This is a genomic window from Streptomyces sp. NPDC001604 (assembly GCF_042893475.1).
In the GTDB taxonomy this organism is placed as follows: Bacteria; Actinomycetota; Actinomycetes; order Streptomycetales; family Streptomycetaceae; genus Streptomyces.
Map to the genome: position 1 here is coordinate 97,296 of NZ_JBIAUY010000006.1, position 24,855 is coordinate 122,150.

General features: G+C 70.4%; 21 protein-coding genes and 2 pseudogenes. 11 read left to right on the forward strand and 12 right to left on the reverse strand.

Annotation, left to right across the window (positions count from 1 at the left end):
* Window positions 1-5 precede the first annotated feature (5 nt).
* A complete protein-coding gene (locus tag ACFY1E_RS18810) occupies window positions 6-779 on the forward strand; it encodes a phytanoyl-CoA dioxygenase family protein (RefSeq protein WP_389077157.1) in 774 nt (257 codons plus the stop codon).
* A gap of 30 nt (window positions 780-809) precedes the next feature.
* On the opposite strand, the gene ACFY1E_RS18815 is transcribed toward ACFY1E_RS18810, so the two are convergent.
* Window positions 810-2,525 (reverse strand): glycoside hydrolase family 6 protein, encoded by a 1,716-nt coding sequence (locus ACFY1E_RS18815; RefSeq protein WP_389077159.1) that lies wholly within the window; start codon window positions 2,523-2,525, stop codon window positions 810-812.
* A 46-nt stretch (window positions 2,526-2,571) separates the two neighbouring features.
* Entirely contained in the window at window positions 2,572-4,041 is a 1,470-nt protein-coding gene (locus ACFY1E_RS18820; protein WP_389077162.1) for a cellulase family glycosylhydrolase, read from the reverse strand.
* A 283-nt stretch (window positions 4,042-4,324) separates the two neighbouring features.
* Here ACFY1E_RS18820 and ACFY1E_RS18825 point away from each other — a divergent pair, with 283 nt between their 5' ends.
* The 3 genes and pseudogenes from ACFY1E_RS18825 (at window position 4,325) to ACFY1E_RS18835 (ending at window position 8,640) form a co-directional block, all read left to right on the forward strand.
* Window positions 4,325-7,243 (forward strand): glycoside hydrolase family 48 protein, encoded by a 2,919-nt coding sequence (locus ACFY1E_RS18825; protein WP_389077164.1) that lies wholly within the window; start codon window positions 4,325-4,327, stop codon window positions 7,241-7,243.
* 142 nt (window positions 7,244-7,385) lie between these two features.
* A pseudogene (locus tag ACFY1E_RS18830) lies at window positions 7,386-8,253 on the forward strand (cellulose binding domain-containing protein); the annotation flags it as partial.
* Between the two features lie 117 nt (window positions 8,254-8,370).
* On the forward strand, window positions 8,371-8,640 hold the full coding sequence (locus ACFY1E_RS18835; RefSeq protein WP_389077167.1) for a hypothetical protein: 270 nt from the start codon (window positions 8,371-8,373) through the stop codon (window positions 8,638-8,640).
* A gap of 91 nt (window positions 8,641-8,731) precedes the next feature.
* Here ACFY1E_RS18835 and ACFY1E_RS18840 read toward each other — a convergent pair.
* Both ACFY1E_RS18840 and ACFY1E_RS18845 read right to left on the reverse strand, forming a co-directional pair.
* A pseudogene (locus ACFY1E_RS18840) lies at window positions 8,732-9,042 on the reverse strand (hypothetical protein); the annotation flags it as partial.
* Between the two features lie 29 nt (window positions 9,043-9,071).
* Entirely contained in the window at window positions 9,072-10,022 is a 951-nt protein-coding gene (locus ACFY1E_RS18845) for a helix-turn-helix transcriptional regulator (protein WP_389077169.1), read from the reverse strand.
* A 39-nt stretch (window positions 10,023-10,061) separates the two neighbouring features.
* Between ACFY1E_RS18845 and ACFY1E_RS18850 the strand changes: the two genes are divergently transcribed.
* Both ACFY1E_RS18850 and ACFY1E_RS18855 read left to right on the forward strand, forming a co-directional pair.
* The gene (locus ACFY1E_RS18850) at window positions 10,062-10,541 is read left to right on the forward strand and encodes a hypothetical protein (protein ID WP_389077171.1); all 480 of its coding nucleotides are present in this window, start codon (window positions 10,062-10,064) and stop codon (window positions 10,539-10,541) included.
* The gene (locus tag ACFY1E_RS18855; RefSeq protein ID WP_389077173.1) at window positions 10,538-11,005 is read left to right on the forward strand and encodes a hypothetical protein; all 468 of its coding nucleotides are present in this window, start codon (window positions 10,538-10,540) and stop codon (window positions 11,003-11,005) included. Before ACFY1E_RS18850 ends, ACFY1E_RS18855 begins: the two co-directional genes overlap by 4 nt.
* On the opposite strand, the gene ACFY1E_RS18860 is transcribed toward ACFY1E_RS18855, so the two are convergent.
* The 3 genes from ACFY1E_RS18860 to ACFY1E_RS18870 form a co-directional block, all read right to left on the reverse strand.
* Entirely contained in the window at window positions 10,983-11,732 is a 750-nt protein-coding gene (locus tag ACFY1E_RS18860; protein WP_389077175.1) for a class I SAM-dependent methyltransferase, read from the reverse strand. The two genes, ACFY1E_RS18855 and ACFY1E_RS18860, sit on opposite strands and share 23 nt — an antisense overlap.
* A 5-nt stretch (window positions 11,733-11,737) precedes the next feature.
* Entirely contained in the window at window positions 11,738-12,043 is a 306-nt protein-coding gene (locus ACFY1E_RS18865) for a 4a-hydroxytetrahydrobiopterin dehydratase (protein ID WP_115910238.1), read from the reverse strand.
* Window positions 12,044-12,171: 128 nt separating this feature from the next.
* On the reverse strand, window positions 12,172-13,248 hold the full coding sequence (locus ACFY1E_RS18870) for an ADP-ribosylglycohydrolase family protein (RefSeq protein WP_389077177.1): 1,077 nt from the start codon (window positions 13,246-13,248) through the stop codon (window positions 12,172-12,174).
* A gap of 30 nt (window positions 13,249-13,278) precedes the next feature.
* On the opposite strand from ACFY1E_RS18870, the gene ACFY1E_RS18875 reads away from it, so the two are divergent.
* From ACFY1E_RS18875 to narI, 5 genes are all read left to right on the forward strand, one after another.
* Complete coding sequence (locus tag ACFY1E_RS18875) at window positions 13,279-14,115, forward strand: helix-turn-helix domain-containing protein (protein WP_389077179.1); 837 nt, start codon at window positions 13,279-13,281, stop codon at window positions 14,113-14,115.
* A 115-nt stretch (window positions 14,116-14,230) separates the two neighbouring features.
* A complete protein-coding gene (locus ACFY1E_RS18880; RefSeq protein ID WP_389077182.1) occupies window positions 14,231-15,094 on the forward strand; it encodes a helix-turn-helix domain-containing protein in 864 nt (287 codons plus the stop codon).
* A gap of 40 nt (window positions 15,095-15,134) precedes the next feature.
* Window positions 15,135-15,932 (forward strand): SAM-dependent methyltransferase, encoded by a 798-nt coding sequence (locus tag ACFY1E_RS18885; RefSeq protein ID WP_389077184.1) that lies wholly within the window; start codon window positions 15,135-15,137, stop codon window positions 15,930-15,932.
* A gap of 146 nt (window positions 15,933-16,078) precedes the next feature.
* Complete coding sequence (gene narJ, locus ACFY1E_RS18890) at window positions 16,079-16,573, forward strand: nitrate reductase molybdenum cofactor assembly chaperone (protein WP_389077186.1); 495 nt, start codon at window positions 16,079-16,081, stop codon at window positions 16,571-16,573.
* On the forward strand, window positions 16,570-17,292 hold the full coding sequence (gene narI, locus ACFY1E_RS18895) for a respiratory nitrate reductase subunit gamma (RefSeq protein ID WP_389077188.1): 723 nt from the start codon (window positions 16,570-16,572) through the stop codon (window positions 17,290-17,292). Before narJ ends, narI begins: the two co-directional genes overlap by 4 nt.
* 3 nt (window positions 17,293-17,295) lie before the next feature.
* Here the strand turns inward: narI and dnaK are convergent, their stop codons facing one another.
* From dnaK to ACFY1E_RS18920, 5 genes are all read right to left on the reverse strand, one after another.
* Complete coding sequence (dnaK, locus tag ACFY1E_RS18900) at window positions 17,296-19,161, reverse strand: molecular chaperone DnaK (RefSeq protein ID WP_389077191.1); 1,866 nt, start codon at window positions 19,159-19,161, stop codon at window positions 17,296-17,298.
* Window positions 19,162-19,318: 157 nt separating this feature from the next.
* A complete protein-coding gene (locus ACFY1E_RS18905; protein ID WP_099934526.1) occupies window positions 19,319-19,747 on the reverse strand; it encodes an OsmC family protein in 429 nt (142 codons plus the stop codon).
* Window positions 19,748-19,805: 58 nt separating this feature from the next.
* Window positions 19,806-21,539, reverse strand: a complete 1,734-nt coding sequence (locus tag ACFY1E_RS18910) for a hypothetical protein (RefSeq protein ID WP_389077807.1) — start codon at window positions 21,537-21,539, stop codon at window positions 19,806-19,808.
* A gap of 62 nt (window positions 21,540-21,601) precedes the next feature.
* On the reverse strand, window positions 21,602-22,663 hold the full coding sequence (locus ACFY1E_RS18915; protein ID WP_389077194.1) for an ATP-binding protein: 1,062 nt from the start codon (window positions 22,661-22,663) through the stop codon (window positions 21,602-21,604).
* A gap of 78 nt (window positions 22,664-22,741) precedes the next feature.
* A complete protein-coding gene (locus ACFY1E_RS18920; RefSeq protein ID WP_389077810.1) occupies window positions 22,742-24,748 on the reverse strand; it encodes an alkaline phosphatase family protein in 2,007 nt (668 codons plus the stop codon).
* Window positions 24,749-24,855: the final 107 nt, after the last annotated feature.

Here is a 24,855-nt window from a genome sequence, read left to right on the forward strand (position 1 = left end):
GCCCGATGGACGACGCACTGGTGGAGAGGTTCCTCACGGACGGGTTCGTGAAGATCGAGGGGGCGTTTCCGCCACGGGTCGCCGAGGACTGCGCGCGGCTGCTGTGGAAGGAGACGGGGTACGACCCCGAGGACCCCGGCACCTGGAAGGACCCGGTGGTGCGGGTGGCGGGAATGGCCCAGGGCCCGTTCGCAGCGGCGGCCAACACACCTGTGCTGCACATGGCGTTCGATCTGCTGGTGGGCGAGCGGCGCTGGGACCCCCGCTACTCACTGGGCAGCTTCCCGTTGCGCTTCCCGCACGAGGAGGAGCCGGACGACGCCGGCTGGCACATCGAGGGCAGTTATCTACCTCAGGGCGCCGAGCTCTGGCACACCAACCTCCGCTCCAGGGATCGCGCCCTGCTGATGCTGTTCCTGTTCAGCGAGGTGACCGAGGACGACGCCCCGACCCGTATCAGGGTCGGCTCCCACCTGGACGTGCCACGGGTCCTGGCGCCGTACGGCGACGAAGGCGCGGACTTCATGACGCTCGGCCCGCGGGTGGACGCCGCCTCCGCGCACCGCCCGCTCGCCCTCGCCACCGGCCGCCCCGGCGACGTCTACCTCTGTCACCCCTTCCTGGTGCACGCCGCCCAGCCCCATCACGGCACCCGGCCCCGTTTCATGGCGCAGCCGCCGCTGCACCTGAGGGAGCCGCTGGAACTGGAGCGGCGCGACGCCGACTACTCGGCGGTGGAGTTCGCGATCCGCCGGGGCCTGGCCCGGGGGGAGGGGTAGGCCCCGGCGGGGTCGGTCAGCCGTCGGCCACTACGACAACGGCGGGTACGCGTTCTGCATCAGCTGCTGGAACTGCGCCGAGAACCAGTGACCGGACAGTGGCGCGTTCGGCAGGGCGCCGGACATGTTGTTGTTGTTGCGCGGGTTGCCCGTGTAGGTCGGGTCGCACATCCGGTCGAAGCCCTTGCCCTCGTCGTTCGGGACCGCCGAGCTGGCGCCGTCGGACTCGCCCGGGGGCTTCATCCACACGTACGCGTCGATCCCGGCCGCGGGGCTGGCCTTGGGCCGTTCACCGAGGCCGGCGCCGGCCTGGTTGCACCAGTTGCCGGTGTTGAAGCGCCGGTCGACACGGCCGCCGTCGACGTAGGTGTTCACATCGGTCTGGGCGCCGGGACCGGTCGGCCGGGCGCTGCCGCCCCAGCCGTTGCGGGAGGTGTCGATGAGCATGCCGACGCCCGAGGGGAAGCCCTGGCTCACGGCCTCCTGGCGGAAGGCCTGGGCGTAGGAGAGCTCATCGACGTACCGGTTCCAGTCGACCCACTTCGACTGGCGCACGGACGTGCCGTTCACGGTGTCGTTGATGGTGTAGTACGGCTCCTTCAACGCGCTGTAGTTGGCGGTGTTGGTGATGAAGCCGTGGACGTCGTTCACCGTGGCACCCTCGGCGGTCGCCGCCTGCTTGATCGTCTGGACCGTCGCCGAGAAGTTGTCGTCCCAGCCGAGCCAGCCGTGGTGCCCGGCGTCCACGTAGTTGTAGACGTTGGGGACGTCACCGAGCTTGTTCAGCGCGTAGCCGACACCCTTGATGTAGTTGCCGTTCGCCTTCATCGTGTCGCAGTTGGGGGTGGCGGTGTTCCGCGGCGAGACGTTGGTGACGAGGTTCGGCAGGGAGTCGAGTTCGACCGTGGTGACGATCCGCAGCGAGGCGTACTTGGGATCGGCGAGGATCGCGGCGATCGGGTCGATGTACTGCGTCTTGTACTTGTCGATGTCCGTCGGACCGAACTCACCGTTGGAGGCGAGCGCGGCACAGTCGCGGCCCGGCAGGTCGTAGATCACCAGCTGGACGACGAGCTCGCCGCTGCCCTTCTGCTTCAGGGCCTCGTCGAGGTGCGCCCGCAGGCCCATCTTCCCGCCGGCGCCGTTGATCGCGGCGACCCGGTCCAGCCACACACCGGTGGGCTGGTTGGCGACGCGGCTGCCGCCCGGCTCGGCGGCGGCGTTGGCGGACCACTCCGGGTTCACGTACACCTTGGCGCCGGCGTAGGGGTTGTCGACCTTCGGGCCGGTCGGACCGGGGTCGGTCGGGCCCGGGTCGGTCGGGCCGCCGTCGACGTTGCAGGTCACACCGTCGAGGGTGAAGGTGGCCGGGACGGCGTTGCTGCCGCTGTAGGTGCCCTGGAAGCCGAAGCTGACCGAGCCGCCGGTGGCAAGCCCGCCGTTGTAGCTCTCGTTGGCTGCGGTGACGGCCGCCCCGCTCTGGCTGATCTTCGAGTTCCAGAAGTTGGTGATCTTCTGGTTGCCGGCGTACGACCACTTCACCGCCCAACTGCTCTTGGCGGCGCCGTTGTTGGTGACGGTGACAGCGGCGGTGAAGCCGGAGCCCCAGTCGTTCTGCACCTTGTAGTCGACGGTGCAGGGGACGGAGGCCGCGGAGACATCGCCGGGGACGACGGCCGTCGCGACCCCGGCGGTCCCGGCGACCAGCGCCAGGGCGGCGAGCAACGCTGTTCTGGTACGACTCATGAGTGCGGGTTTCCTTCTCCGATGCGGGAATTGCGGGATACGGGACTTACGGGTTGAGGGCGCGCAGGTGATCGCGCAGCCCGGTGCCGTACGACGTGGGGGTTCCGTCGTAGTTGGAGATCAGGGAGGGACCGGAGGAGCAGTCCCAGGTGTTCCAGGTCCAGCCGAGGTAGGACAGGCCGCGGTCGTCGAACCACTTCATGACCCGGTCGACGAAGGAGTGCGAGCAGGTGTTCTCGCCGATCTCCCCGGCCATCAGCGGCACCTGGGCCGCGACCGGTGCGAGGGTGGAGTTCCAGCAGCTCTCGTTCGCGCAGGTGTTGAAGTTGTAGACGTGGTAGGCGGCGACGAGATTGCCCGTCGGGTCGGCGGGCCTGTACGTGAGCCACTCCCCGAGGTCGTTCGAGTACGCCAGACCGCCGGCCATGACGACGTTCTTGGCGCCGGTGGAGCGCACGGCGTCGACGAGGTCCTGCATCCCGGCGACCTGGTAGCCGATGCCGGGGCAGGTGCCCCCGTCCTTCCAGCACTGCCACGCCTGGGTGGTGGTGGAGGTCGCCCGGTCCGGGTACGGCTCGTTGAACAGGTCGAACACGACCGCCGGGTCGGCCTTGAAGGTGCTCGCCACCGACGACCAGAACGACGGTGTGTACTGCATGTCGGGCATCGGCTTCTGGCAGGTGGCGTGCACGTCGGAGCAGCCCGCCGAGTTGCCGGTGTACTGGCCGTAGGTCCAGTGCAGATCGAGGATCGGCGTCAGACCGTGCGCCTCGGCCCTGGTCACCAGGTCCTTGACGGCGGCGATGTAGTTGGCGCCCGCGTACTCGGGCTTGATGCCGGAAAGTCCCAGCCAGCACTCCTCGTTGAGCGGGATGCGGACGGTGTTCGCCTTCCAGTCGGCGATCGCCCTGAGCGCGGCGTCGTCGACCGGGCCGTCCCAGATGCCCCGGCCCTGCACGCACATGAACTCGCCGCCGGAACGGTTGACGCCGAGCAGCCGGCGGTTCCTGCCGTCGGCGTCCACCAGCTTGTTCCCGGAGACATGCAGGGCGGGTGCGGTACCACCGGCGGGCGGCTCGGTCGGCGGCGGGGACGGCTCCGCATCGGCGTTGCACGTCGTCCCGTTGAGCTTGAACGACGTCGGTACGGCGTTCGTCCCCGACCGGGAGGCGAGGAACCCGGCGCTGACGCTCGCGCCGGTGGCCAGCGAGCCGTTGTAGCTCTCGTTGGCCGCGGTCACCGTCGTACCGGACTGGGACCACTTGGCGTTCCAGCCCTGGCCGACCTTCTGGCCGTTCGCGAAGTCGAAGCTGAGGCTCCAACTGCTCACGGCCGTCGTGTTGTTGGTGATCTTCACGGCGCCCTGGAAGCCGTTGTCCCACTGACTGGTGACGGAGTACTCCACCGAGCAGGCGGGGGTGGCTCCCTGTGCCGTTACGACCGGTGCGACCGCCGTGCCCACCAGGGCCACGGCGGCGGCAACAAGTAAAAGGCCTGAACGCGGGGGGTGTCGCATGAGCGACTCCTTGCAGTTCGGGCGCGCCGTGACGGACGCGTCGACTGATGGAATCGCTCCCACTGGTGCCCATGAAGCTAGCGCCAAGTGACGGCAAAGAACAGGGGAGTCGCAGACTTTCCTGACTTTCCCTCAGCTGAAGCGCGTCGAATCTTTTCGACTCTTCAAGCACCTTGACCGCCCTCACCCCCGTCCCCACTATGGGAGCGCTCCCACTGGTTCAAGGCTTGTTGCTCCTCCCTTCCCCCACGTCTTTTTCCGAGCCGCAAGGAGGAACCAGCACATGCAGCCCAGCAGGAGACGCAGAACTGCGCGGCGGTTGTGGACCGCCGTGGTGGCGGCCCTCGCTCTTCCGCTCACCATGCTCGGCACCGGCACGACTCCCGCTCATGCGGCGGCACTTCAGTGCAGCGTCGACTACAAGACGAACGACTGGGGCTCCGGCTTCACCGCCGACCTCACGCTCACCAACCGCGGAACCGACGCGATCAACGGCTGGACGCTGACGTACGCCTACAGCGGCAACCAGAAGCTCAGCAACGGCTGGAACGGCACCTGGTCCCAGTCCGGTCAGTCGGTCACCGTGAAGGACGCCGGTTACAACGCGAAGATCGCCGCGGGCGCGGCGGTCTCCACCGGCGCGCAGTTCACCTACAGCGGCACCAACACCGCTCCCACCAGTTTCGCGATCAACGGCACCACCTGCGCCGGCGCGCACCAGCCGCCGGTCACCGTGCTGACCAGCCCCACCGCGGGCGCAATCTACACGCAGGGTGACGCGGTCCCGCTCGCGGCCACCGCCGCCGCGGCCGACAACGCGACGATCAGCAAGGTCGAGTTCTACGACGACACGACCCTGCTGGGCACGGACACCAGCGCGCCCTTCACGCTCTCCGCCTCCGGCTTGACCGTGGGCAGTCATTCGCTGGTGGCGAAGGCGTACGACAGCCTGGGCGCGTCCGCGGAGTCCACGCCGGTCGGCATCACGGTCGCCTCGGGTCCCGCCGTGGTGGCCTCGCCGACCCAACTGGGCGTCCAGCAGGGCAAGTCGGGTACCTATGCGGTGAAGCTGTCGACGCAGCCGAGCGCCAATGTCACCGTGACGACGGCCCGGGCGAGCGGCAACTCCGGTCTGTCGGTGACCGGCGGCGCGACGCTCACCTTCACGCCCGCCAACTGGAGCACCGCCCAGAACGTGACCATCACCGCCGACTCCTCCGGCACCGGCTCGGCGTCCTTCGAGTCGACGGCGACGGGCTACACGAAGGCAGCGGTCACGGTCACCGAGCTGGCGGCCACGAAGGCGTACGACGCCCGCTTCCTGGACCTCTACGGGAAGATCACCAATCCGGCGAACGGCTACTTCTCCCCCGACGGCATCCCGTACCACTCGGTGGAGACGCTGATCGTCGAGGCCCCGGACCAGGGCCACGAGACCACGTCGGAGGCCTACAGCTATCTGCTGTGGCTGCAGGCGATGTACGGCAAGGTCACCGGTGACTGGTCCAAGTTCAACGGCGCGTGGGCCCTCATGGAGAAGTACATGATCCCCACCCACGCCGACCAGCCGACGAGTTCCTTCTACAACGCCTCGAAGCCGGCGACGTACGCGCCCGAGCTGGACACCCCGAACGAGTACCCGGCGAAGCTGGACACGTCGGTCTCGGTCGGCTCCGATCCGATCGCGGGCGAGCTGAAGAGCGCGTACGGCACGGACGACGTGTACGGCATGCACTGGCTTGAGGACGTCGACAACGTCTACGGCTACGGCAACACGCCCGGCGGGACCTGCGAGGGCGGTCCGACGGCGAAGGGCCCGTCGTACATCAACACCTTCCAGCGCGGGCCGCAGGAGTCGGTGTGGGAGACGGTGCCACAGCCGACCTGCGACGCCTTCAAGTACGGCGGAAAGAACGGCTACCTGGACCTGTTCACCGGCGACTCGTCGTACGCCAAGCAGTGGAAGTTCACCGACGCCCCGGACGCCGACGCGCGTGCCGTGCAGGCCGCGTACTGGGCCGACGTATGGGCCAAGCAGCAGGGCAAGGGCGCGGACGTCTCCGCGACCGTCACCAAGGCCGCGAAGATGGGCGACTACCTGCGCTACGCCATGTACGACAAGTACTTCAAGAAGATCGGCAACTGTGTCGGTCCGTCCACCTGCCCGGCCGGCACCGGCAAGGACGCCTCCGACTACCTGCTGTCCTGGTACTACGCCTGGGGCGGTGCCACGGACACCAACGCGGGCTGGGCCTGGCGCATCGGCTCCAGTCATGTGCACGGGGGTTACCAGAACCCCCTGGCCGCGTACGCGCTGAGCTCCTACGCCGACCTGAAGCCGAAGTCCTCGACGGGAGCATCCGATTGGGGCACCTCGCTCACCCGGCAGCTGGAGTTCTACCGCTGGCTGCAGTCGTCCGAGGGCGCCATCGCGGGCGGTGCGACCAACAGCTGGGCGGGCCGGTACGCGACGCCGCCGACTGGGAAGTCGACGTTCTACGGCATGTACTACGACGAGGCTCCGGTGTACCACGACCCGCCGTCCAACCAGTGGTTCGGCTTCCAGGCGTGGTCCATGGAGCGGGTCGCCGAGTACTACCAGCAGACGGGCAACCCGCAGGCCAAGGCGATCCTCGACAAGTGGGTCAAGTGGGCGCTGTCCAAGACCACGATCAACCCGGACGGCACCTACCAGATCCCGGCGACACTGCAGTGGTCCGGCCAGCCCGACACCTGGAACGCGTCGAATCCCGGCTCCAACAGCGGACTGCACGTCACCGTCGCCGACTACACCAACGACGTCGGCGTGGCCGCCGCGTACGCCAAGACCTTGACGTACTACGGCGCCAAGTCCGGTGACGCGACCGCCAAGTCGACGGCGAAGGCACTGCTGGACGGCATGTGGAACAACTACCAGGACAGCCTGGGCATCGCCGTCCCGGAGACGCGCACCGACTACAACCGGTTCAACGACAGCGTGTATGTGCCGAGCGGCTGGAGCGGCAAGATGCCGAACGGGGACGCGATCAACTCGTCGTCGACGTTCAGCTCGATCAGGTCGTTCTACAAGAACGACCCCGCCTGGTCGAAGATCCAGGCGTATCTGGCCGGTGGGGCGGCGCCGTCGTTCACGTATCACCGGTTCTGGGCCCAGGCGGACATCGCCATGGCCATGGGCTCGTATGCGGAGCTTCTGGAATAGGTGCTCCGCGGGTTGGGCGGACTGTGACTGCGGGTCCGTTGTGGCTGGTCGCGCCCACGCGGCGGTAGCCGCAAATCCAGCACTGCCCCGCGCCCCTGTCGGGGCGCGCACCGCACCGCCGGGCGGCCCCCACCCGCACTGGGGGCCGCCCGGCACTCGCACGTTTCCCGGATGGAAAAACGGCAGCCGGTTCGTGTGGAGCCCGGCGGGCACCGGCGTGCCGTGCACGACCGGCTTCGGGACGTCCTGGGCCGCGTCGAGCGGCATCCCGGCAGGTGCGACCGTCGAGGCCGACCGGGTCGACGCGAAGACCTTCTACGGCTTCAAGTCCGGGAAGTCCTATGTGAGTTCGGACGGCGGCGCGACCTTCACCGCCTCCTCGGCCACCGGCCTCCCCAGCGGCGACAGCGTGCGCTTCAAGGCGCTGCCCGGCGCGAAGGGTGACGTCTGGCTCGCGGGCGGCGCCTCCGACGGCGCGTACGGGCTGTGGCACTCCACGGACGGCGGCGCGAGCTTCACCAAGCTGTCGAGCGTCGAGCAGGCCGACACCATCGGCTTCGGCAGAGCGGCGACGGGGACCCGCGGGTCTACGGACGGGTGTACGTCTCCACCAACAGACGGGGTGTCATCTACGGCGACACCTCCGACACGAGCGGAGGCGGCGGGGGCGGCACGGATCCGACGCCGACCGGTGCCTGCACGGGCACCTACAAGATCACCAACCAGTGGTCGGGCGGCTTCCAGGCCGACGTCCAGCTCACCAATACGGGCTCGAGTGCCTGGAGCGGCTGGTCACTCGGCTGGACCTTCGCGGAAGGCCGGCGGATCACCCAGTTGTGGAATGCCCACCACACCCGGTCGGGTGCGGCGGTGACGGTGAAGAACGTGGCCGGCAACGGCGCGGTGGCGGCCGGTTCGTCCGTGGGCTTCGGGTTCACGGGGAGCCGGGCGGGGTCTGACACGAAACGGCCTCGTTCAAGTCGGGCGACCGGACCTGCACGGTCGGCTGACTGGGCCGAACGGTTGCCGGGAGTGATCCTCGAGTTGCGGAGCGCAGAGGGCCACCTGAATCTGATTGAACCTGATCAAGGAAGGTCCGGTCCCACATGCCCGTCGAAAGGACAGTGATGTCGCAGCGCACACGCAAATCGACCCGCTCCCGTGTCGCGGCGGTCCTCGCCGCTCCCGTAATCGCCCTGACCCTCATGGCGCCGAGCGCCTCTGCGGCTCCGGCGCCCTCCAAGTGCGAAGGAACAATCCACATCTCTCTCCTGGGCCACCAGACGTGCGTCTCGGCCAAGGGCGACAACGACGACCACCATGACGGGCTCTCGGGCCTGCTGGGCGTCGTGACCGGCCTCCTGGGCGGCCTGTTGGGTGGCGTCCTGGGTGGCTGAAGCCGGCCCGGTGAGGTGAGGCGGTCGCCCGCGATCGGTGGGCGACCGCCTCCGTGTCATGTGTGCGGATCGTCGGTCTCGGTGGCGTCGCGTCCGGGTCACCCACATGCATGGCGTCGCCGTGACCGTTCCGGGTGGTCCAGAGGCCGCTGCCGTCGTCGTCGACAGCCATCGAGGCGGGTGAAGGCACCACCCCGCCAGTCCGAGGCGGCGATCACCGTTCGGGCGCAGTAGCCGCCGGCCATGACGAGGGAGGGGCGGGGAGCCGAATGCGTTGCGGGAGCCGGCGGAGGAGCTGCCGATCACGGCCCCTGTCCCGTCGACCGTGCGCCACAGGCGGGTGCCGTCCAGCCTGATGCCGTCGATGAATGTGTCACCCGTGTAGCCGGACTGGGAGTTGTCGGATCGCGGGACGCACGGGTTCTGTCTCCTCAGTCGCCGCCGTTTTCCGCCAAGCTGCCGTATCTTCCGGCCAGTTGGGCCACCGTGCGGGCGATGCGTGCGCGCAGTTCGGGCGGCTGGAGCACCTCGATGTCCGTGCCCAGGCGCAGGAACTCGCCGTGGGCGTGCTCGACGGACTCGATGGGGACCGTGGCGAGGGTCCAGCCTTCGTCATCCGTACGGCCGGCGACCGCCCTTGGCAGCCGCACGCCCGGCGCCAGCCGGACCAGTGCCTCGCCGCGGTACAGCCGGTCATGGAAGTCGCGCTGGTACGCCGTCCAGTAGGCGGCCAGGTCGAAGTCGTCCGGGCGGGTGAACTTCTCCTCGGAGGCACTGAGTTGGAGGATCTGGTCGACGCGGAAGGTGCGGGGGCCGGGGCCCGCGACGACGTACCAGCGGCCCGCCTTCAGCACCAGCCCGTACGGCTCAAGGCGGCGCTGCACGTCGGTGGGTTCGGCCCAGCGGCGGTACAGGACGTTCAGGACGCGGCTGTTCCACACCGCGTCGGCCACCGCCGGCAGATACGGCGCCTCCTCGGCGTCCGCGTACCAGCCGGGGGCGTCGAGGTGGAAGCGGCCGCTGATCCGGTCGGCGTGCGCGCGCAGCTCCGCCGGCAGGGCGGCGCGGACCTTGAGCTGGGCGGCGGCGAGCACCGAGCCGAGGCCCAGCTCCGCGGCCGGGCCGGGAGCACCGGCGAGGAAGAGGGCCTCGGCCTCGTCGGCGGTGAGGCCGGTCAGACGGGTGCGGTAGCCGTCGAGCAGACGGTAGCCACCGGCGTGGCCCGCGTCGCCGTACAGCGGGACGCCCGCGGCGCCCAGCGCCTCGACGTCCCGGTAGACCGTGCGGACCGAGACCTCCAGCTCCTCGGCGAGCTGGGCGGCGGTCATCCGGCCCCGGGTCTGGAGCAGGAGGAGGATCGAGACGAGTCGGCCGGCCTTCACTGACACATGATGTCAGTGAAGCGGGCCTAGCGTCCTGTCATGCCTTTCGAGGAGAAGTTCCTGACCGTGCCACCGCCCATCGAGGTGGCCGGCCGGCGCATCAAGCGCTACCACGTCACCGCCGACCCGGCCGGCATCGCACCCGACGTGGAGAAGGCCGCGTACGCGATCCTGCCTGAGCTGCTGCCCGAGCCGGACGGCACTCCGCCGGCGACGTTCGTCGTCGTTCACCGGGGAAACGACGACGGCGCCTACATCAACGCCTACAGCTGGGTGTGGGACAACGTCCTGCACTATGCGAACGCCGCGGCGGGTCAGCCGGTCGTGGGCTGCCCGGACCACGACCCGACCCATTTCGTCAGGCCCGAACTGCCTTGGATCGGCTGCGTCTTCGAGCTGCCGCCGATCCAGCACGAACGGGACGCCTGGGTACGGCACATGCTCGTGCCCGAAGTCCCGGACCTGGACGCCTACCTGTCCGACTCCCTGCCCGCAGGAACCACTGGAGAGCGCTCATGAGCAGCCCGCACGACTTCGACTTCCTGGTCGGCGAGTGGCAGGTCGCGAACCGTCGCCGCACCGACTTCCTCGACCCGGAGAGCGACTGGGTGGAGTTCCGGGGCACCAGCTGGTGCCGACCACTGTTCGACGGGGCCGCGAACGTGGACGAGATCGACATGCCGTACCTCGGCGCGAAGGGTCTGACCCTGCGCCTGTTCGACGTGGAACGCGAGGAGTGGTCGCTGAACTGGTCCTCAAGCCGCAGCGGCAAGCTGTTCCCACCCGTACTCGGTCGCTTCGACGGCGATCGCGGCGAGTTCTACGGCGACGACACACACGACGGCAAGGACGTGCGGGTGCGGTTCATCTGGGCGGGCGTGTCCCCCACCTCCGCGCACTGGGAGCAGGCGTTCTCCCTCGACGGCGGGGAGACGTGGGTGACCAACTGGACGATGGACTTCAGTCGGCCGCCGGCTTCCTGAACGCCCGGAGGCTGAACTCCGGGTCGGCGCGCGGTCGTTCCTGGTCGGGCAGCGCCTGCAGCCGGGCGACGAAGCGTTCGGTGAGCGGGTCGCCGGGCGGCAGCCGGGTGAACCAGCCGCGCCGCAGATCGGCGGCCGTGCGGCGGGGGCTGCGGCCCTGACCGCGGCCCGGAAAACGGGCCTGCCCCGCCGGGTGCAGGCGGTGCGCGGCGGCGTACGACTCCACGAGCGGGGCGGCGTCCGGGGCCGGGCGGCGCGGGCGCGGCGCGAGGACGGCGTCGATGTCGCTGCCGACGTCGTGTGCGGCGGCCTTGTCGACGGTGGTGACGTACACGCCGCCGGGCCTCAGGACCCGGGCGCACTCGGCGACGACGGCGCGGACGTCCTCGGGTTCGTCGAACAGGTGCAGCAGCCAGACGCTGGTGACGGCGTCGAACGTCCCGTCAGGGAAGGGCAGTCGGCGGCTGTCGGCCAGCAGGACGGAGCCGGGCAGGCGCCGGGCGGCCATGCGGGCCATGCCGTAGGTAAGGTCGGCGCCCGTCACCCGGGTGGCGGGCCGCGCGGCCGCGAGGCGCCGGGTGACGATCCCGGTGCCACAGCCGACGTCGAGCAGCCGCTCGGTGGCTGCCGGGATCAGGCCGAGCACGGCATCGGCGGCGGCCGCGGCCCTCGGCTCGCCGCCGCGGCTGGCGTCGTAGGCGTCGGCTTCCTTGTCGTAGTCGAGCACGCGGGTCAGTGCGCCCCGTGCGCCGGTGCGAGTTCCTCGACCCTTTGCGCGAGGCCGAAGTCGAGCTCGGTGACCTTGCCGCCCGCGCTGTGGGTGTTCACCGACAGGGAGACGGTGTTGTAGCCGAGGGTGAGGTCGGAGTGGTGGTCGAGCTCGTCCTGCACCTGGGCGATGTGGATGACCATCGCGGTGGCGGCGAAGTGCGAGCCGAGCCGGTAGGAGCGGGTGAGCCGGTCGTCCTCGACCGCCCAGCCCGGCAGCTCGGCCAGTCGGTCCTCGATCTCCTTCAGCGACAGGGGTTCGACGGGCATGGGCTCGCTCCTTCCTCGGCACCGGGTGCTTCTTCAGCGTGCCACAGCAACTGACTGCGGTCCTGGTCAGAAGGGTTCCCGGGGGCGGGCCGGGGAACCCTCCGGACGGTTGGGGAACGGCTGCGCCCTCACCGCTCGTGCAGTCGCTCCGCCGCCAGGTCGTCCGCGAGCGCGGCGATCGTGCGCCTGCCCTCGACCCGCTCGACCCACTCGTGCGGCAGACCGACGTCCCCGTGCACGGCGCCGAGGAGGTTGCCGCAGATGGAGCCGGTGGAGTCGCTGTCACCCGAGTGGTTGACGGACAGCAGCAGGGCCTCCTTGACGTCCAGCTCGACGAGCGCGCAGTACACGCCCATCGCAAGGGCCTGCTCGGCGACCCAGCCCGCGCCGAGGGACTGGAGCTTCTCCGCGGTCGGCCGCCCCTGGGCGGCCAGGTCGAGGGCCCCCTCCAGGGCGGCCGTCGTCTCCTCGTGGCCGGGGTGGCGGGCCAGCAGCCGCAGCGTGCGCAGCACAGCGCCCTCCGGGGAGTCCCCCTCCACGACGTACGCCACGATCGCGGCCAGCGCGCCCGCCGCGTAGTAGCCGGTGGGGTGACCGTGGGTGATCTGGGCCCCGCGGGCGGCCATCGCGAAGGCCCCGTCGGCGGAGTTGATCAGGCCGAAGGGTGCCGAGCGCATCACGGTGCCGCAGCCCTTGGAGTCGGGGTTGACCCGGCCCGGCGTACCGTCGAGCTTGAGCATCGGGTCGGGGTGGTACTTCTGGGCGACCCCGGAGAGGCAGGCGTTGCCGGGTGCGCGGCGGGAGTACAGCCAGGGCTCGTCGATCAGACCGCCCGCCGGGGTGCCGCCCTGTTCCGGGCCCGGCTTCGACTGGGTCTCCAGCCAGCGCTCGTAGGCCTGGAGCAGCATGTGCGACCAGGCACCGCCGATGCCCCTCATCCGCTCCCGGGCGTGCGCCTGGATCAGGGCCTCGACGGTGAACAGGGTCATCTGTGTGTCGTCGCTGACCAGGCCCAGCGCGCCGTACGCGCCGGGCACGAACCCGGTCACCCCGCGTTCGCCGTGGACGGCACGGATACGGTCCAGGGAGTCGAACTCGACGGGATAGCCGAGGGCGTCACCGATCGCCCCGCCCAGCAGGCAGCCGCGCACTCGGGCGCGGTACACCGCGGCGGTCTCCAGGGTCGGCTTCGACAGCCAGGTCATGTGCAGCGCTCCTCGACTACGGTCGTACGTATGACCATTGTCGCGACCGGAACCGCCGCCTCCACGACCGGCCCCTCCGACAAGGGCGTCGGCCCCCTGCTCAGGGCCTGGCGCGAGCGCCGCCGGGTGAGTCAGCTGGAGCTGGCGCTGCGGGCCGACTCCTCGGCGCGGCACATCAGCTTCATCGAGACGGGCCGTTCGCGGCCGAGCGAGGAGATGGTGCTCAGGCTCGCCGAGCACCTCGACGTCCCGGTGCGGGAGCGCAACTCCCTGCTGCTGGCGGCCGGTTACGCACCGCACTACCCCGAGACCCCGCTCGACTCGCCCGAGCTGGACGCCCTGCGCCAGGGCATGGAACGCCTCATCCGGTGCTACGAGCCCTACCCGGCGTTCGTCGTCGACTCGGTGTACGACGTGGTCGCGGCCAACCGGGGCATGATGATGTTCCTGGACGGCGTCGCCGAGTCGCTCCTCGAACCCCCGCTGAACGCCATGCGGTTGACGCTGCACCCCGAGGGTCTCGCGCCGCGCATCCGCAACCTCCCGGAGTGGCGCGGGCATCTGCTCGCGCAGATGGAACGGGAGATCGCCCTGCACCGCTCCGCACCGCTGCGGGCGCTGTACGAGGAGGTGGCCGCCTACCCGGTGCGACAGCCGGAGCACGGCCACGACCCCGAACCGGCGGAACCGGTCCCCTACTTCGCTCTTCCGATGCAGATCGAGCACGAGGGCCGGACGCTGTCCTTCGTCTCCTCCATCTCCACCTTCAACACCCCGATGGATGTGACGGTCGCCGAGCTGGCCATCGAGACGCTCCTTCCCGCCGACCCGGCGACGGTCAAGTACCTCCAGTCGCTGATGCCCTGACGGGTGTCCTCCGGACGGCCTGCGTGGCGAGCGCCTCACCGCCGAACCCGTGAGACTGTCAGCGGAACATGGCACACTGCTGCGCGGTTACTTCGGCGCGTAGGGGAGGCGTGGCGTGAGTGAGCGGCGTCCCGCGCCCACCGTGGGCCAGGTGGTGCTCGGCAGGCGCCTGCAGGAACTGCGGGAGGCGGCCCGGCTCAAACGGGAGGAGGCCGCACGCGTCCTGCGGGTGGCCCCCGCGACCGTACGGCGGATGGAGATGGCCGAGGTCGCCCTGAAGATCCCGTACGTCCAGGTGCTGCTGGAGACCTACGGCGTCCCGGACGACGAGGCGGCCGCGTTCATCACGCTGGCCGAGGAGGCCAACCGGCCGGGCTGGTGGCAGCGCTTCCACGACGTGCTGCCGGACTGGTTCAGCCTGTATGTGAGCCTGGAGGGCGCCGCCACGATCATCCGCTCCTACGAGCCGCACTTCGTGCCGGGGCTGCTGCAGACCGAGGACTACGCACGTGCGGTGATGGAGGCGGGCACGGTCGGTCAGACCGGTCCGGAGACCATCGACCGGCATGTGTCGCTGCGGATGGCCCGGCAGCGGCTGCTGGACCGGCCGGATCCGCCCCATCTGTGGGTGATCATGGACGAAACGGTTTTGCGGCGCCCGGTGAGCATCCGCGGCGAGGTGATGCGTGAGCAGCTGGACAAGCTGCTCGAGTTCGCCGAGCGGGACCGGGTCACGCTGCAGATCGCCGAGTTCAAGGACGGCCCGCACCCGGGGACGTACGCGCCCTTCACGCTGTTCCGCTTCGGCGAGCCCGAGCTGCCCGACATGGTCTTCACCGAGTATCTGACCGGCGCCCTGTACCTCGACTCGCGCAAGGAGGTCTCCGCGCATCTGGAGGTCCTCGACCACATGACGGCGCGAGCCGCGTCGGCCCAGCGCACGAAGAAGATCCTGCGGGAGCACCGCGCGGACTTCTGAGCCACCACCGCACCTGTCCGACCGGAGGAGAAGACCCCGCATGACCGGATCCGACGCCGCACCGCAGATCGACACCAGCCGGCCGCACCCCGCCCGTGTGTACGACTGGTGGCTGGGCGGCAAGGACAACTACCCGGTGGACGAGGAGCTGGCCCGGAAGATCCTCGCCGTGGACAGCAGCGCGGTGCGCGGGGCGCGGGCCAACCGGCGGTTCATGCACCGGGCCGTCCGCGCGGTCGCCGAGGCCGGTATCCGCCAGTTCCTGGACATCGGCACGGGCATCCCCACCGAGCCTAACCTGCACCAGGTGGCGCAGTCCGTGGCACCGGAGTCCAGGGTGGTGTACGCGGACAACGACCCGATCGTGCTGCGGCACGCCCAGGCGCTGCTGCGCGGCTCCGATGAGGGCCGCACGGAGTATGTGCACGCCGACGTGCGGGACATCGACACCCTGCTGCGGCAGGCCGCGGAGACGCTGGACTTCTCACAGCCGGTCGCGCTGTCGCTGGTGGCGCTGACCCACTACCTGGACGACGACGTCCACGATCTCCTGGCGAAGTACGTCGCGGCGCTCGCCCCGGGCAGCCATCTGATCCTTTCGCAGGTCACCCCGGACCTCAATCCGGAGGCCATCGCGAAGGCGGCGGGTGCCTTCCGCGCGAGCGGCACCCCGTTCTTCCCCCGCTCGATCACCGACTTCCAGCGCTTCTTCGAGGGCCTGGAGCTGCTCGGCCCCGGCGTGATCCCGGTGACCGGGTGGCGGCCGGAGGCCGAGGACGTGGCGGCGCAGACGGAGGGCGTCGTACCGGTGTACGCGGGGGTCGCCCGCAAACCCTGACCTCATGCACCCGTACGGGCGCCATGAACAGGTGCTTTCCCCCGCCCGCCCCTAGCGTCGAAGCACAGGGTGAGCAAGGGAGCGACGCAGGTGGCCGAAACGCGAATACCGCCCGCCACGGGCTCCTGCACACCGAAGGAGACCTGATGCCCTCGGACGCCGTGCTGTACCAGGCGGCAGCGCTCTGCCTGACCTACCCCGACGCCGACTTCCGCGCCCGGCTGCCCCTGCTGCGCGAGGCGGCCCCGCAGCTGCGGGAGTTCACCGACCATGCGGTCCTCACCCCGCCCGGGGAACTGGCCGCCCACTACGTCCAGGTCTTCGACCTCGCGGACCGGCACAGCCTCTATCTGAGCCGGTGGCGGGACGGGGACACCCGGCGGCGCGGCCGGTCGCTGGTCCGCTTCGAGGACGTCTACCGCGCCGCCGGTCTGGAGTTCACCGGCGAGGAACTGCCGGACTTCCTGCCCGCGGTACTGGAGTTCGCGGCCCGCACCGGCGACACGGCCCTCCTCACGGAACACCGCCAGGGTCTCGGGCAGCTCCGGGCCCGGCTCACCGACTTCGGTACCCCGTACGCATCCGTCCTGGATGCCGTGTGCGCCACCCTGCCGATCCCCCACACGGAGGTTCGCTCATGACCACGCTCCTGTGGGGCGTTCTGCCGTACGTCGCCTTCGCCCTGCTCGTCGCCGGCCTGATCTGGCGCTACCGCTACGACAAGTACGGCTGGACCACCCGCTCCTCGCAGGCGCACGAGTCGAAGCTGCTGAACATCGCCTCCCCGGCCTTCCACTACGGCATCCTCTTCGTGCTGGCGGGCCACCTGGTGGGGCTGTTCGTCCCACGGTCGTGGACCGACTCGATCGGCGCCCGTGAGCACACGTACCACCTGTTCTCGCTCTACGGCGGCACGGTGGCCGGCGCGTTCGCCGTCGCCGGGATCCTGCTGCTCATCCGCCGGCACCGCACGCACGCCCCGGTGTTCCGGGCGACGACCGTCAACGACAAGCTCATGTACGTCGTCCTGATCGCCGCCATCTGGATGGGCATGGCCGCCAAGCTCACCCATGTGTCCGGCGACGGCTACAACTACCGGGCGTCCATCGCCCCCTGGGCCCGCAGCCTGTTCACGCTCCAGCCGCGGACGGACCTGATGGAGGGCGTGCCGGTGCTGTACCGGGCCCACGCGACGATCGGCATGGCACTGATCGCCCTGTTGCCCTACACCCGCCTGGTCCACATGTTCAGCGCACCGGTGCAGTACCTGCTCCGCCCGTATGCGGTGTACCGCAGCCGCGACCTCGGGCAGACGGGGCCGCGGCCGGAGCGGCGGGACCGGGAGCGGACCGGCGTGTGACGGCTAGGCCGCCCCGCCCTTCGTGTCGCGGTCCTCGTCGACGATCTCGGCGTCGACCACGCCTTCCTCGTCCTGTGGTGCGGTCTGCTGTTCGGTGCCGCTGCCGGAGGCACCCTGGTCTGCCTGGGCGTACATGGCCTGGCCCATCTTCTGGCTGACGGTGGCGAGTTTCTCGACGCCGGTGCGCAACTCGTTGGTGTCCGCGTTGCGTTCGAGCAGACCCTTGAGTTCCGTGGCGGCCGTCTCGACCTCCGACTTGGTGTCGGCGGGGATCCGCTCCTCGTTCTCGCGGACGAACTTCTCGGTCTGGTAGACGAGTTGCTCGGCCTGGTTGCGGGTCTCGGCGGCCTCGCGGCGCTTGCGGTCCTCCTCGGCGTACTGCTCGGCCTCCCGCATCATGCGGTCGATGTCGTCCTTGGGGAGCGCCGAGCCGCCGGTCACCGTCATCTTCTGTTCGCGGCCGGTGGCGAGGTCCTTGGCCGAGACGTGCATGATGCCGTTGGCGTCGATGTCGAAGGCGACCTCGATCTGCGGGACGCCGCGGGGGGCCGGGGGCAGACCCGTGAGGTCGAAGACGCCGAGCTTCTTGTTGTACGCGGCGATCTCTCGCTCGCCCTGGTAGACCTGGATGCCCACCGAGGGCTGGTTGTCGGTGGCCGTGGTGAAGATCTCCGAACGCCGGGTCGGGATGGTCGTGTTGCGTTCGATCAGCTTCGTCATGATGCCGCCCTTGGTCTCGATGCCGAGGGACAGCGGGGTGACGTCGAGGAGCAGCACGTCCTTGACGTCGCCGCGGATGACACCGGCCTGGAGGGCCGCACCGACGGCCACGACCTCGTCGGGGTTGACGCCCTTGTGCGGGTCCTTGCCGGTGAGTTCCTTGACCAGGTCGGTGACCGCGGGCATCCGGGTGGAGCCGCCGACGAGGATGACGTGGTCGACCGCGGACAGCTTGATGCCGGCGTCCTTGACCGCCTGGTGGAAGGGGGTCTTGCAGCGGTCGAGGAGATCGGCGGTGAGTTCCTGGAACTGGGCGCGGGTCATCTTCTCGTCGAGGTGCAGCGGCCCCTCGGCGGAGGCGGTGATGTAGGGGAGGTTGATCGTCGTCTCGGACGAGCTGGACAGCTCGATCTTGGCCTTCTCGGCGCCCTCGCGCAGCCGCTGCACGGCCATCTTGTCGCCCGCGAGGTCGATGCCGTACTGCCCCTTGAACTTCTTGACCAGGTGGTCGACGATCCGCTGGTCCCAGTCGTCGCCGCCCAGGTGGGTGTCGCCGTTGGTCGCCTTGACCTCGATGACGCCGTCACCGATCTCCAGCAGCGACACGTCGAAGGTGCCGCCGCCGAGGTCGAAGACCAGCACGGTCTGCTCCTCGCCGCGGTCGAGGCCGTAGGCGAGGGCGGCGGCCGTCGGCTCGTTGATGATCCGCAGGACCTTCAGGCCCGCGATCTCCCCGGCCTCCTTGGTGGCCTGCCGCTGGGAGTCGTCGAAGTACGCCGGTACGGTGATCACCGCGTCCGTGACGTCCTCGCCGAGGTAGGACTCCGCGTCCCGCTTCAGCTTCTGCAGCACCCGCGCGGACAGCTCCTGCGCCCGGTAGCGGGTGCCGTCCACGGAGCCCTGCTCGGGGAAGCGCCAGCTCGCGTCGCCCATGTGCCGCTTCACGGAGCGGGCGGTCCGCTCCACGTTGGTCACGGCCTGCCTCTTCGCTACCTCCCCGACGAGCACCTCGCCGTTCTTGGCAAAGGCCACGACCGACGGTGTGGTCCTGGCCCCCTCCGCATTCGCGACGACGGTGGGTTCGCCGCCCTCCAGCACGGCCACCACCGAGTTCGTGGTCCCCAGATCGATCCCGACCGCACGTGCCATGTCCGTCCCCTTCCGCCAGGGCACTCCTCACTCACCAGCACAAAACTTGAGTGCGCTGTTGTCAATGCCGCGTGCTCCGGGTACCCGCAAACGACGGTGCCGCGCCCCCTGTCCCGGGGGGCGCGGCACCGATCGACGTCCAGGACGCAGGTGGGTGTCAGGCGAGCTTGGCCGACAGGGTGATCGTCGTGCCGGTGAGGGCCTGGCTGACCGGGCAGTTCTTCTTGGCGTCCTCGGCGGCGGCGACGAAGGCGTCGTTGTCGATGCCGGGGACCGTGCCCTCGACGGTCAGGTGGATGCCCGTGATGCCCTCACCCGGCTGGAAATTCACGTCGGCCGAGGTGATCAGCTTGGTGGGCGGGGTGCCGGCGCCGGCCAGGGCGTGCGAGAGCGCCATGGAGAAGCAGCTGGAGTGGGCGGCGGCGATCAGCTCCTCCGGGCTGGTCTTGCCGTTCGCGTCCTGGGAGCGCGAGGCCCAGGTGACGGGCTGCTCGGCGATGGCACCGGAGGAGTCGAAGGAGACGACACCGTTGCCCTCGAGCAGGTTGCCTTCCCAGACGGTGTGTGCGGAGCGCGTGGTTGCCACGATGAATCCCTTCGAATTCTGGCTGTTCCTGTAGGACACCATCCGATCACATTCCGGCTCACTGCACCCGGAACACCGGCCCACGCGCGGTGAACGGCAGCCGCGCCCCCTGCGGGATCAGATACGCGTGCTCGCGCCGCACCCGCAGGACGTCGCACCAGCCGTCCGTGATGACGAGGACGGGCGCACCCGGCGGGAAGTCGTCCGCGCGCTGCAGGAGGTCGATCCCGGGCTGCAGGACCGTACCGCCGCGGCCGTGGACGCGTACCCGGCCGGCGATCTCCGTGACCGGCACGAAGCCCGCGTCGTGCGGGGCCGCGTCGCAGAAGATCACACGGGCGGCCGGGACGTCGCGGGCCTCAGCGTAGGAGGCGATGGCGCCGAGGGCCTTGCCGAGGAGGGTGCGGTCCATGGAGCCGGAGGTGTCCAGGACCACGCCGAAGGTGCAGCGGGCGATCTCCTCGGGCGGGAACCAGCGGCCGGCGCGCGGGATGTCGGGGGTGGAGGACTGGCGGCGCGAGGGGCGGGCGTATGTCCGTACGGGCTGTGGGCTGGGCACGAACTCGTCGAACCAGCGGGCCAGTCGGGCGTCCCAGGGCAGGGGCGGGTGGCTGAGGGTGCGGATCTCCTCGACCAGGCCGCCGGGGAGGAAGCCACGCCCCTGCTGCCGGTGCAGGTCCAGGCCCTGGCTCAGGCCCCGGCGGTAGAACTCGTCGAGGTCGACGTACGCACCGGGCGGGCCCAGCGGGCCGCCGAGCATGTCGCCGCTGCCCTTGCCGCGCAGGGTGGACAGGCGGCGCATACGGCGCAGGTCGCCGGCGAGACGGTCGTAGACCTCCTCGGAGGACAGGCCGGTGAGGGCCGGGTCGTGCAGGAGGCCCTCCGGCATGGTGCCGACCTGCATCTCCTGCAGCCAGCCGTTGATCACGTAGTCGCAGGCGATGTTGAAGAGGTAGTGGTCGCGGGTGCCGCAGCGGTCGCCGTGGCGCAGGGCGGCGTGCAGCATCTCGTGGGCGAGGATGAACCGCCATTCCTCGTCGTCGAAGCGGCGCAGCGGGTTGATGTAGATCTCGCCGGCCTCGGCGTTCACCGCGGCCACGGAGATGCCGTGCGCGCGGGCGAGTTCGGCGTCGGCGACGAGGGTGATGCCTGCCGCGATGCCGCCGAGCAGCGGGTAGGAGGAGATGAACCAGCTCAGGGCCCGCTCCCAGGGGCGCTGCGGGGCGACTTCCCCGCTGAGGGAGTCGCGGCGGCCGCCCGCCATGTCCATCGCCGCGGACACGGTCCGGGTCAGGGCGGTGGCGAACGCCAGCTGGTGGTCCGGCGGCGGGTTGTAGTACCCGTGCCAGGTCAGGAGCAGCTGGTCGGGCTCGCCGCCGGCCGTGCCGCAGCGCTCGTACGCGGCCGGGAGCCCGTCCCGCCGCCAGCGCGCGGCGAGTTGCTCCTCGTCGCCGTCGGGATAGGAGGCGGGCTGCGCCTCGGGGGTCTCGCCGATGGTGAAGTTCAGCAGGAAGCGGTTGACGACGACGCAGCGTGCGGCGAGGTCGTAGCGGTCCGGCTGGGTGCGCTCGCCCTTGGCCGCCGGGACGTGTCCGAAGCCGAGGTGCAGGACGGCGTGGGCGAGAGCCCAGGCCCAGGCGGCGGGTTCGGCCAGCCGGTGCGGGTGGACGTGCAGGTCGGCGTCGGAGTCGACGACCACGAGCCCGTCGCGGGGCGCGATCTTGCACTCCTCGTCGCGGCAGACGTCGAACTCCACGGCCGCGAGCGCCGGGTTCGCCTTCACCAGTGCCATCCCCTCGGCGAACGCCTCGGCCGCGAGGTCCCGCTTCTTGTGCCCCTTGCCCTTGGCACGGCTCACCGCCGCGCCTCCACCAGCCGGGGCATGTCCCGGGCGGCCTCGATGAGGAACCACGAGGGCAGGACGGGGTTGCCGTCGGTGTCGGAGGCGATGACGGTCTGGGCGACCTCGACGGAGATCTCGGCGAGCTGCACCAGCAGCGACTTGGCGCGGTACGCGGTCTGCCGGCCGTTCGCCGACATGGCCTCCTTGCTGACCGGGAGTTCCTTGATCAGGCGGCCGCGGAAGGACTCGGCGAGGTAGTAGAGCAGGTCGCGGTCCTCGATGCGGTTCGGCCAGCGGGCGTCGCCCTTGATGATCGCCTCGATGCCGAACTGGCTGCGCACGATCTTGACGTAGCCGCAGAAGGCCGTGGCGTGCGCGGGCGTCAGCGTGCCGTGCGCGAGGACCTTCAGCGTCTCCTCGTCGAGATCGCGGCCGAAGGAGTGCAGCGCGTCGGAGAGCATGTGCCAGGAGCGGGGCGTGGAGAAGGGCTCCTCGGTCTTCGGCGGCCTGGACCACAGGTGGTCGGGCCGGTCGGTGAGGTGGTCGAGGATCCAGGGGTGGATGTCGTTGTTCGCCGCCCAGGTCAGCCAGTCCTTGGCGGAGGCCTCCAGGTGGACGTGGGCGAGACGGTTGACGAGGGCGGAGGCGACGGGCCGGGCGAGCGCGTTGTCGGTGGCGCGGTTGCCGGCGCCGATGACGATGGATCCCTTCGGCAGCTCGTAGTTGCCGATCCGGCGGTCGAGGATCAGGGAGTAGAAGGCCTTCTGGACGTCCGGGGTGGCCGCGTTGAGCTCGTCCAGGAACAGGCAGTACGGCTCGTCGCGGGCGATCGCCTCCGGCGGGCAGAACACCGACCGTCCGTCGCGGATCTGCGGGACGCCGATCAGGTCCTCCGGCGCGAGCTGGGTGCCGAGCAGGCTCACGCACTCCAGGCCCAGCGACTCGGCGAAGTCCCGCACCAGGGAGGACTTTCCGATGCCGGGGGCGCCCCAGATGAAGACCGGCCGCACGGTGGCGAGGCCGAGAAGCAGTTCGGGGATACGGGCGGGAGTGACGGACACGGCAGCCTGCAAGAGGCGTCCCTTCGGGGTGTTCGAGAGGTTTGCGACTCGAACAGTGTGTGCGTACGACCCCGGCGGCGCAGCCGAATTTCAGGCGGCCCGCTCTGTCTCGCCCTCGTCGGTGACCGGCACCTGAGGGCCGTCCGTCTCGCGCAGCCAGCGGCGCAGTACCCGGTGGACCTGCTCGGCGCCGGTCAGCTCCTCGCCGTCTTCCACGGGTGGCGAGAAGACGACCGGGGAGAGCAGGAACGGTCTGGCCTGCGCGCCGCCGAGACCTCCGTGCGAGCCGATCTGTTCCTCGAAGGCGAGGACCTCGCCGTCGGCCGGGTCGTGGAAGGAGTTGACCATGATGTCGGCGGTGTGCGGGAAGGAGTGGGTGCGGCGGACGGCGTCGGCGGCACCGGGGCCGAAAGCCTCCAACGGGCCCGGTTTGTCGTCGAGTTGGTCGAGGGGTATCTCGGCGCCGTACGCGCCCAGCACCACCCCGCCGTGTTCCTCGCTGCGGACGAGCAGGAAGCCGACGCCGGGATGGTTGGCGAGGGTGGTCAGCAGGGCGGGGTGCCGGGCGTCGATCTCCTCCTTGCTCATCCGGTGCGGCACGTCCGGGAAGGAGACCAGGCCGAGGTTGCCGGAGGCCAGCACGAGCGGCTCCGAACGGCGGGAGGGGCGGTGCTGCTCGCCACCCTCCTCGACGGGTCTGCGCAGCGCGGCACGCACGGCCGCTCGGGCCTCGGCCCCGCTGTGGGTGCGCTGCGCCTTGCGCGGCACGGGCAGCCCGCAGCCGGCCCGCACCAGATCACCGAGGCCCAGTCCGTAACGGGCGCGGAAGGTCTCACCGGGGCTCTGGCCGTGGTCGGACAGGACGACGATGCGGTACGGCCGCGGGGCGTGCTCGGCGACGTTGGCGATCAGCGCGAGGGCGCGGTCGAGGCGTTCGAGGACCTTCTCCGCGTCGCGGCTCGTCGGCCCGGAGTGGTGCGCCACTTCGTCGTACGCCACCAGGTCGGCGTAGACGGCGGTGCGTCCGGCGAGCATGTCGCCCATCACCGCGGCGACGACGACGTCCCGTTCGACGACGGTCGCGAAGGCGCGGACGAAGGGGTAGAGGCCGCCGCGTGCGACGCGCGGGCGCTGCTTCCTGACCCGGGCCCGGGTGGACTCGCTTATTTCGCGGCCGACTTCGGCGACGAAGGACATGGCGGTGCGCACGGCGTTGGCCGGGTCGGAGAAGTACGCGAAGTAGCCGGCCCGGGAGCGGTTCTCCCGGCCGCGGCGGCGGGTGGCGATCGACAGCACCAGGGCCTGCTCGTCGGCGCCGCCGCCGAAGAGGTTGCCGCGGCTCGCGCCGTCGGCGGTGAGCAGGCCGCCGTCGCCGGTGTGCTCGACGGCCCGGCGCTGGAGTTCGGCGGCGCTGGTCGGCCGGTTGCAGACCATCACCTCGCGGGTGTCCTTCTCGTACCAGCGGAACGCCGGGACGTCGTGGTTGCTGCCGTGCAGGATGCCGAGCTGGCTGGCGCCGGTCTGGCTGGACCAGTCGGTGCGCCAGGGGGTGAGCCGGTGGGTGGTACCCAGCCACTGGGCGACGGTGGGCATCACGCCCTTGTCGACGGCTGCCAGGAGGACGTCGTGGCCGACGCCGTCGAGTTGCAGGAAGACGGTGCCCGGGGCGGACGGGCCGGGCGGCAGGCGTCTGCGGCGGCGGTCGGCGAGACGGTAGAGGCGCCGCCGGTACGCGTCGTCGTCGCGCACGGCCAGGGCGGCGCCGGTCGCCGAGGCCACGGCGGACATCACGGCGGCCACCACCACGGCCGTCTCCGGGGCCGCCTCGGCGCTGCTGGCCGGGTTGAGCCGCAGAGCGACCAGCAGCAGCGATCCGTTCAGAACGAAGACGAGCAGGCCCAGCACCAGCGCCGGCACGAGCAGCAACAGCCGTACGAGCAGCGGCCAGACCAGGGCGGACAGCACACCGAAGGCGCCGGCGCCGAACGCGGCGGTGACGGCGATGTGAGTGGCGCTCTCGCCGTCGGCGGACTGCAGGCGGAAGTCCGGCAGGATCCCCGCGAGCACGAGCATGGTGACCGTGGAGACCGCCCACACCGCGACGCTCCGCCCGACCTGACTGGCGGCCCGCCGCCAATGCCCGCCACGCACGCCCAGCCCACCTCACGTCCCGGCCCGTCGTCGGTGCGAGCCTGTACTTCAGA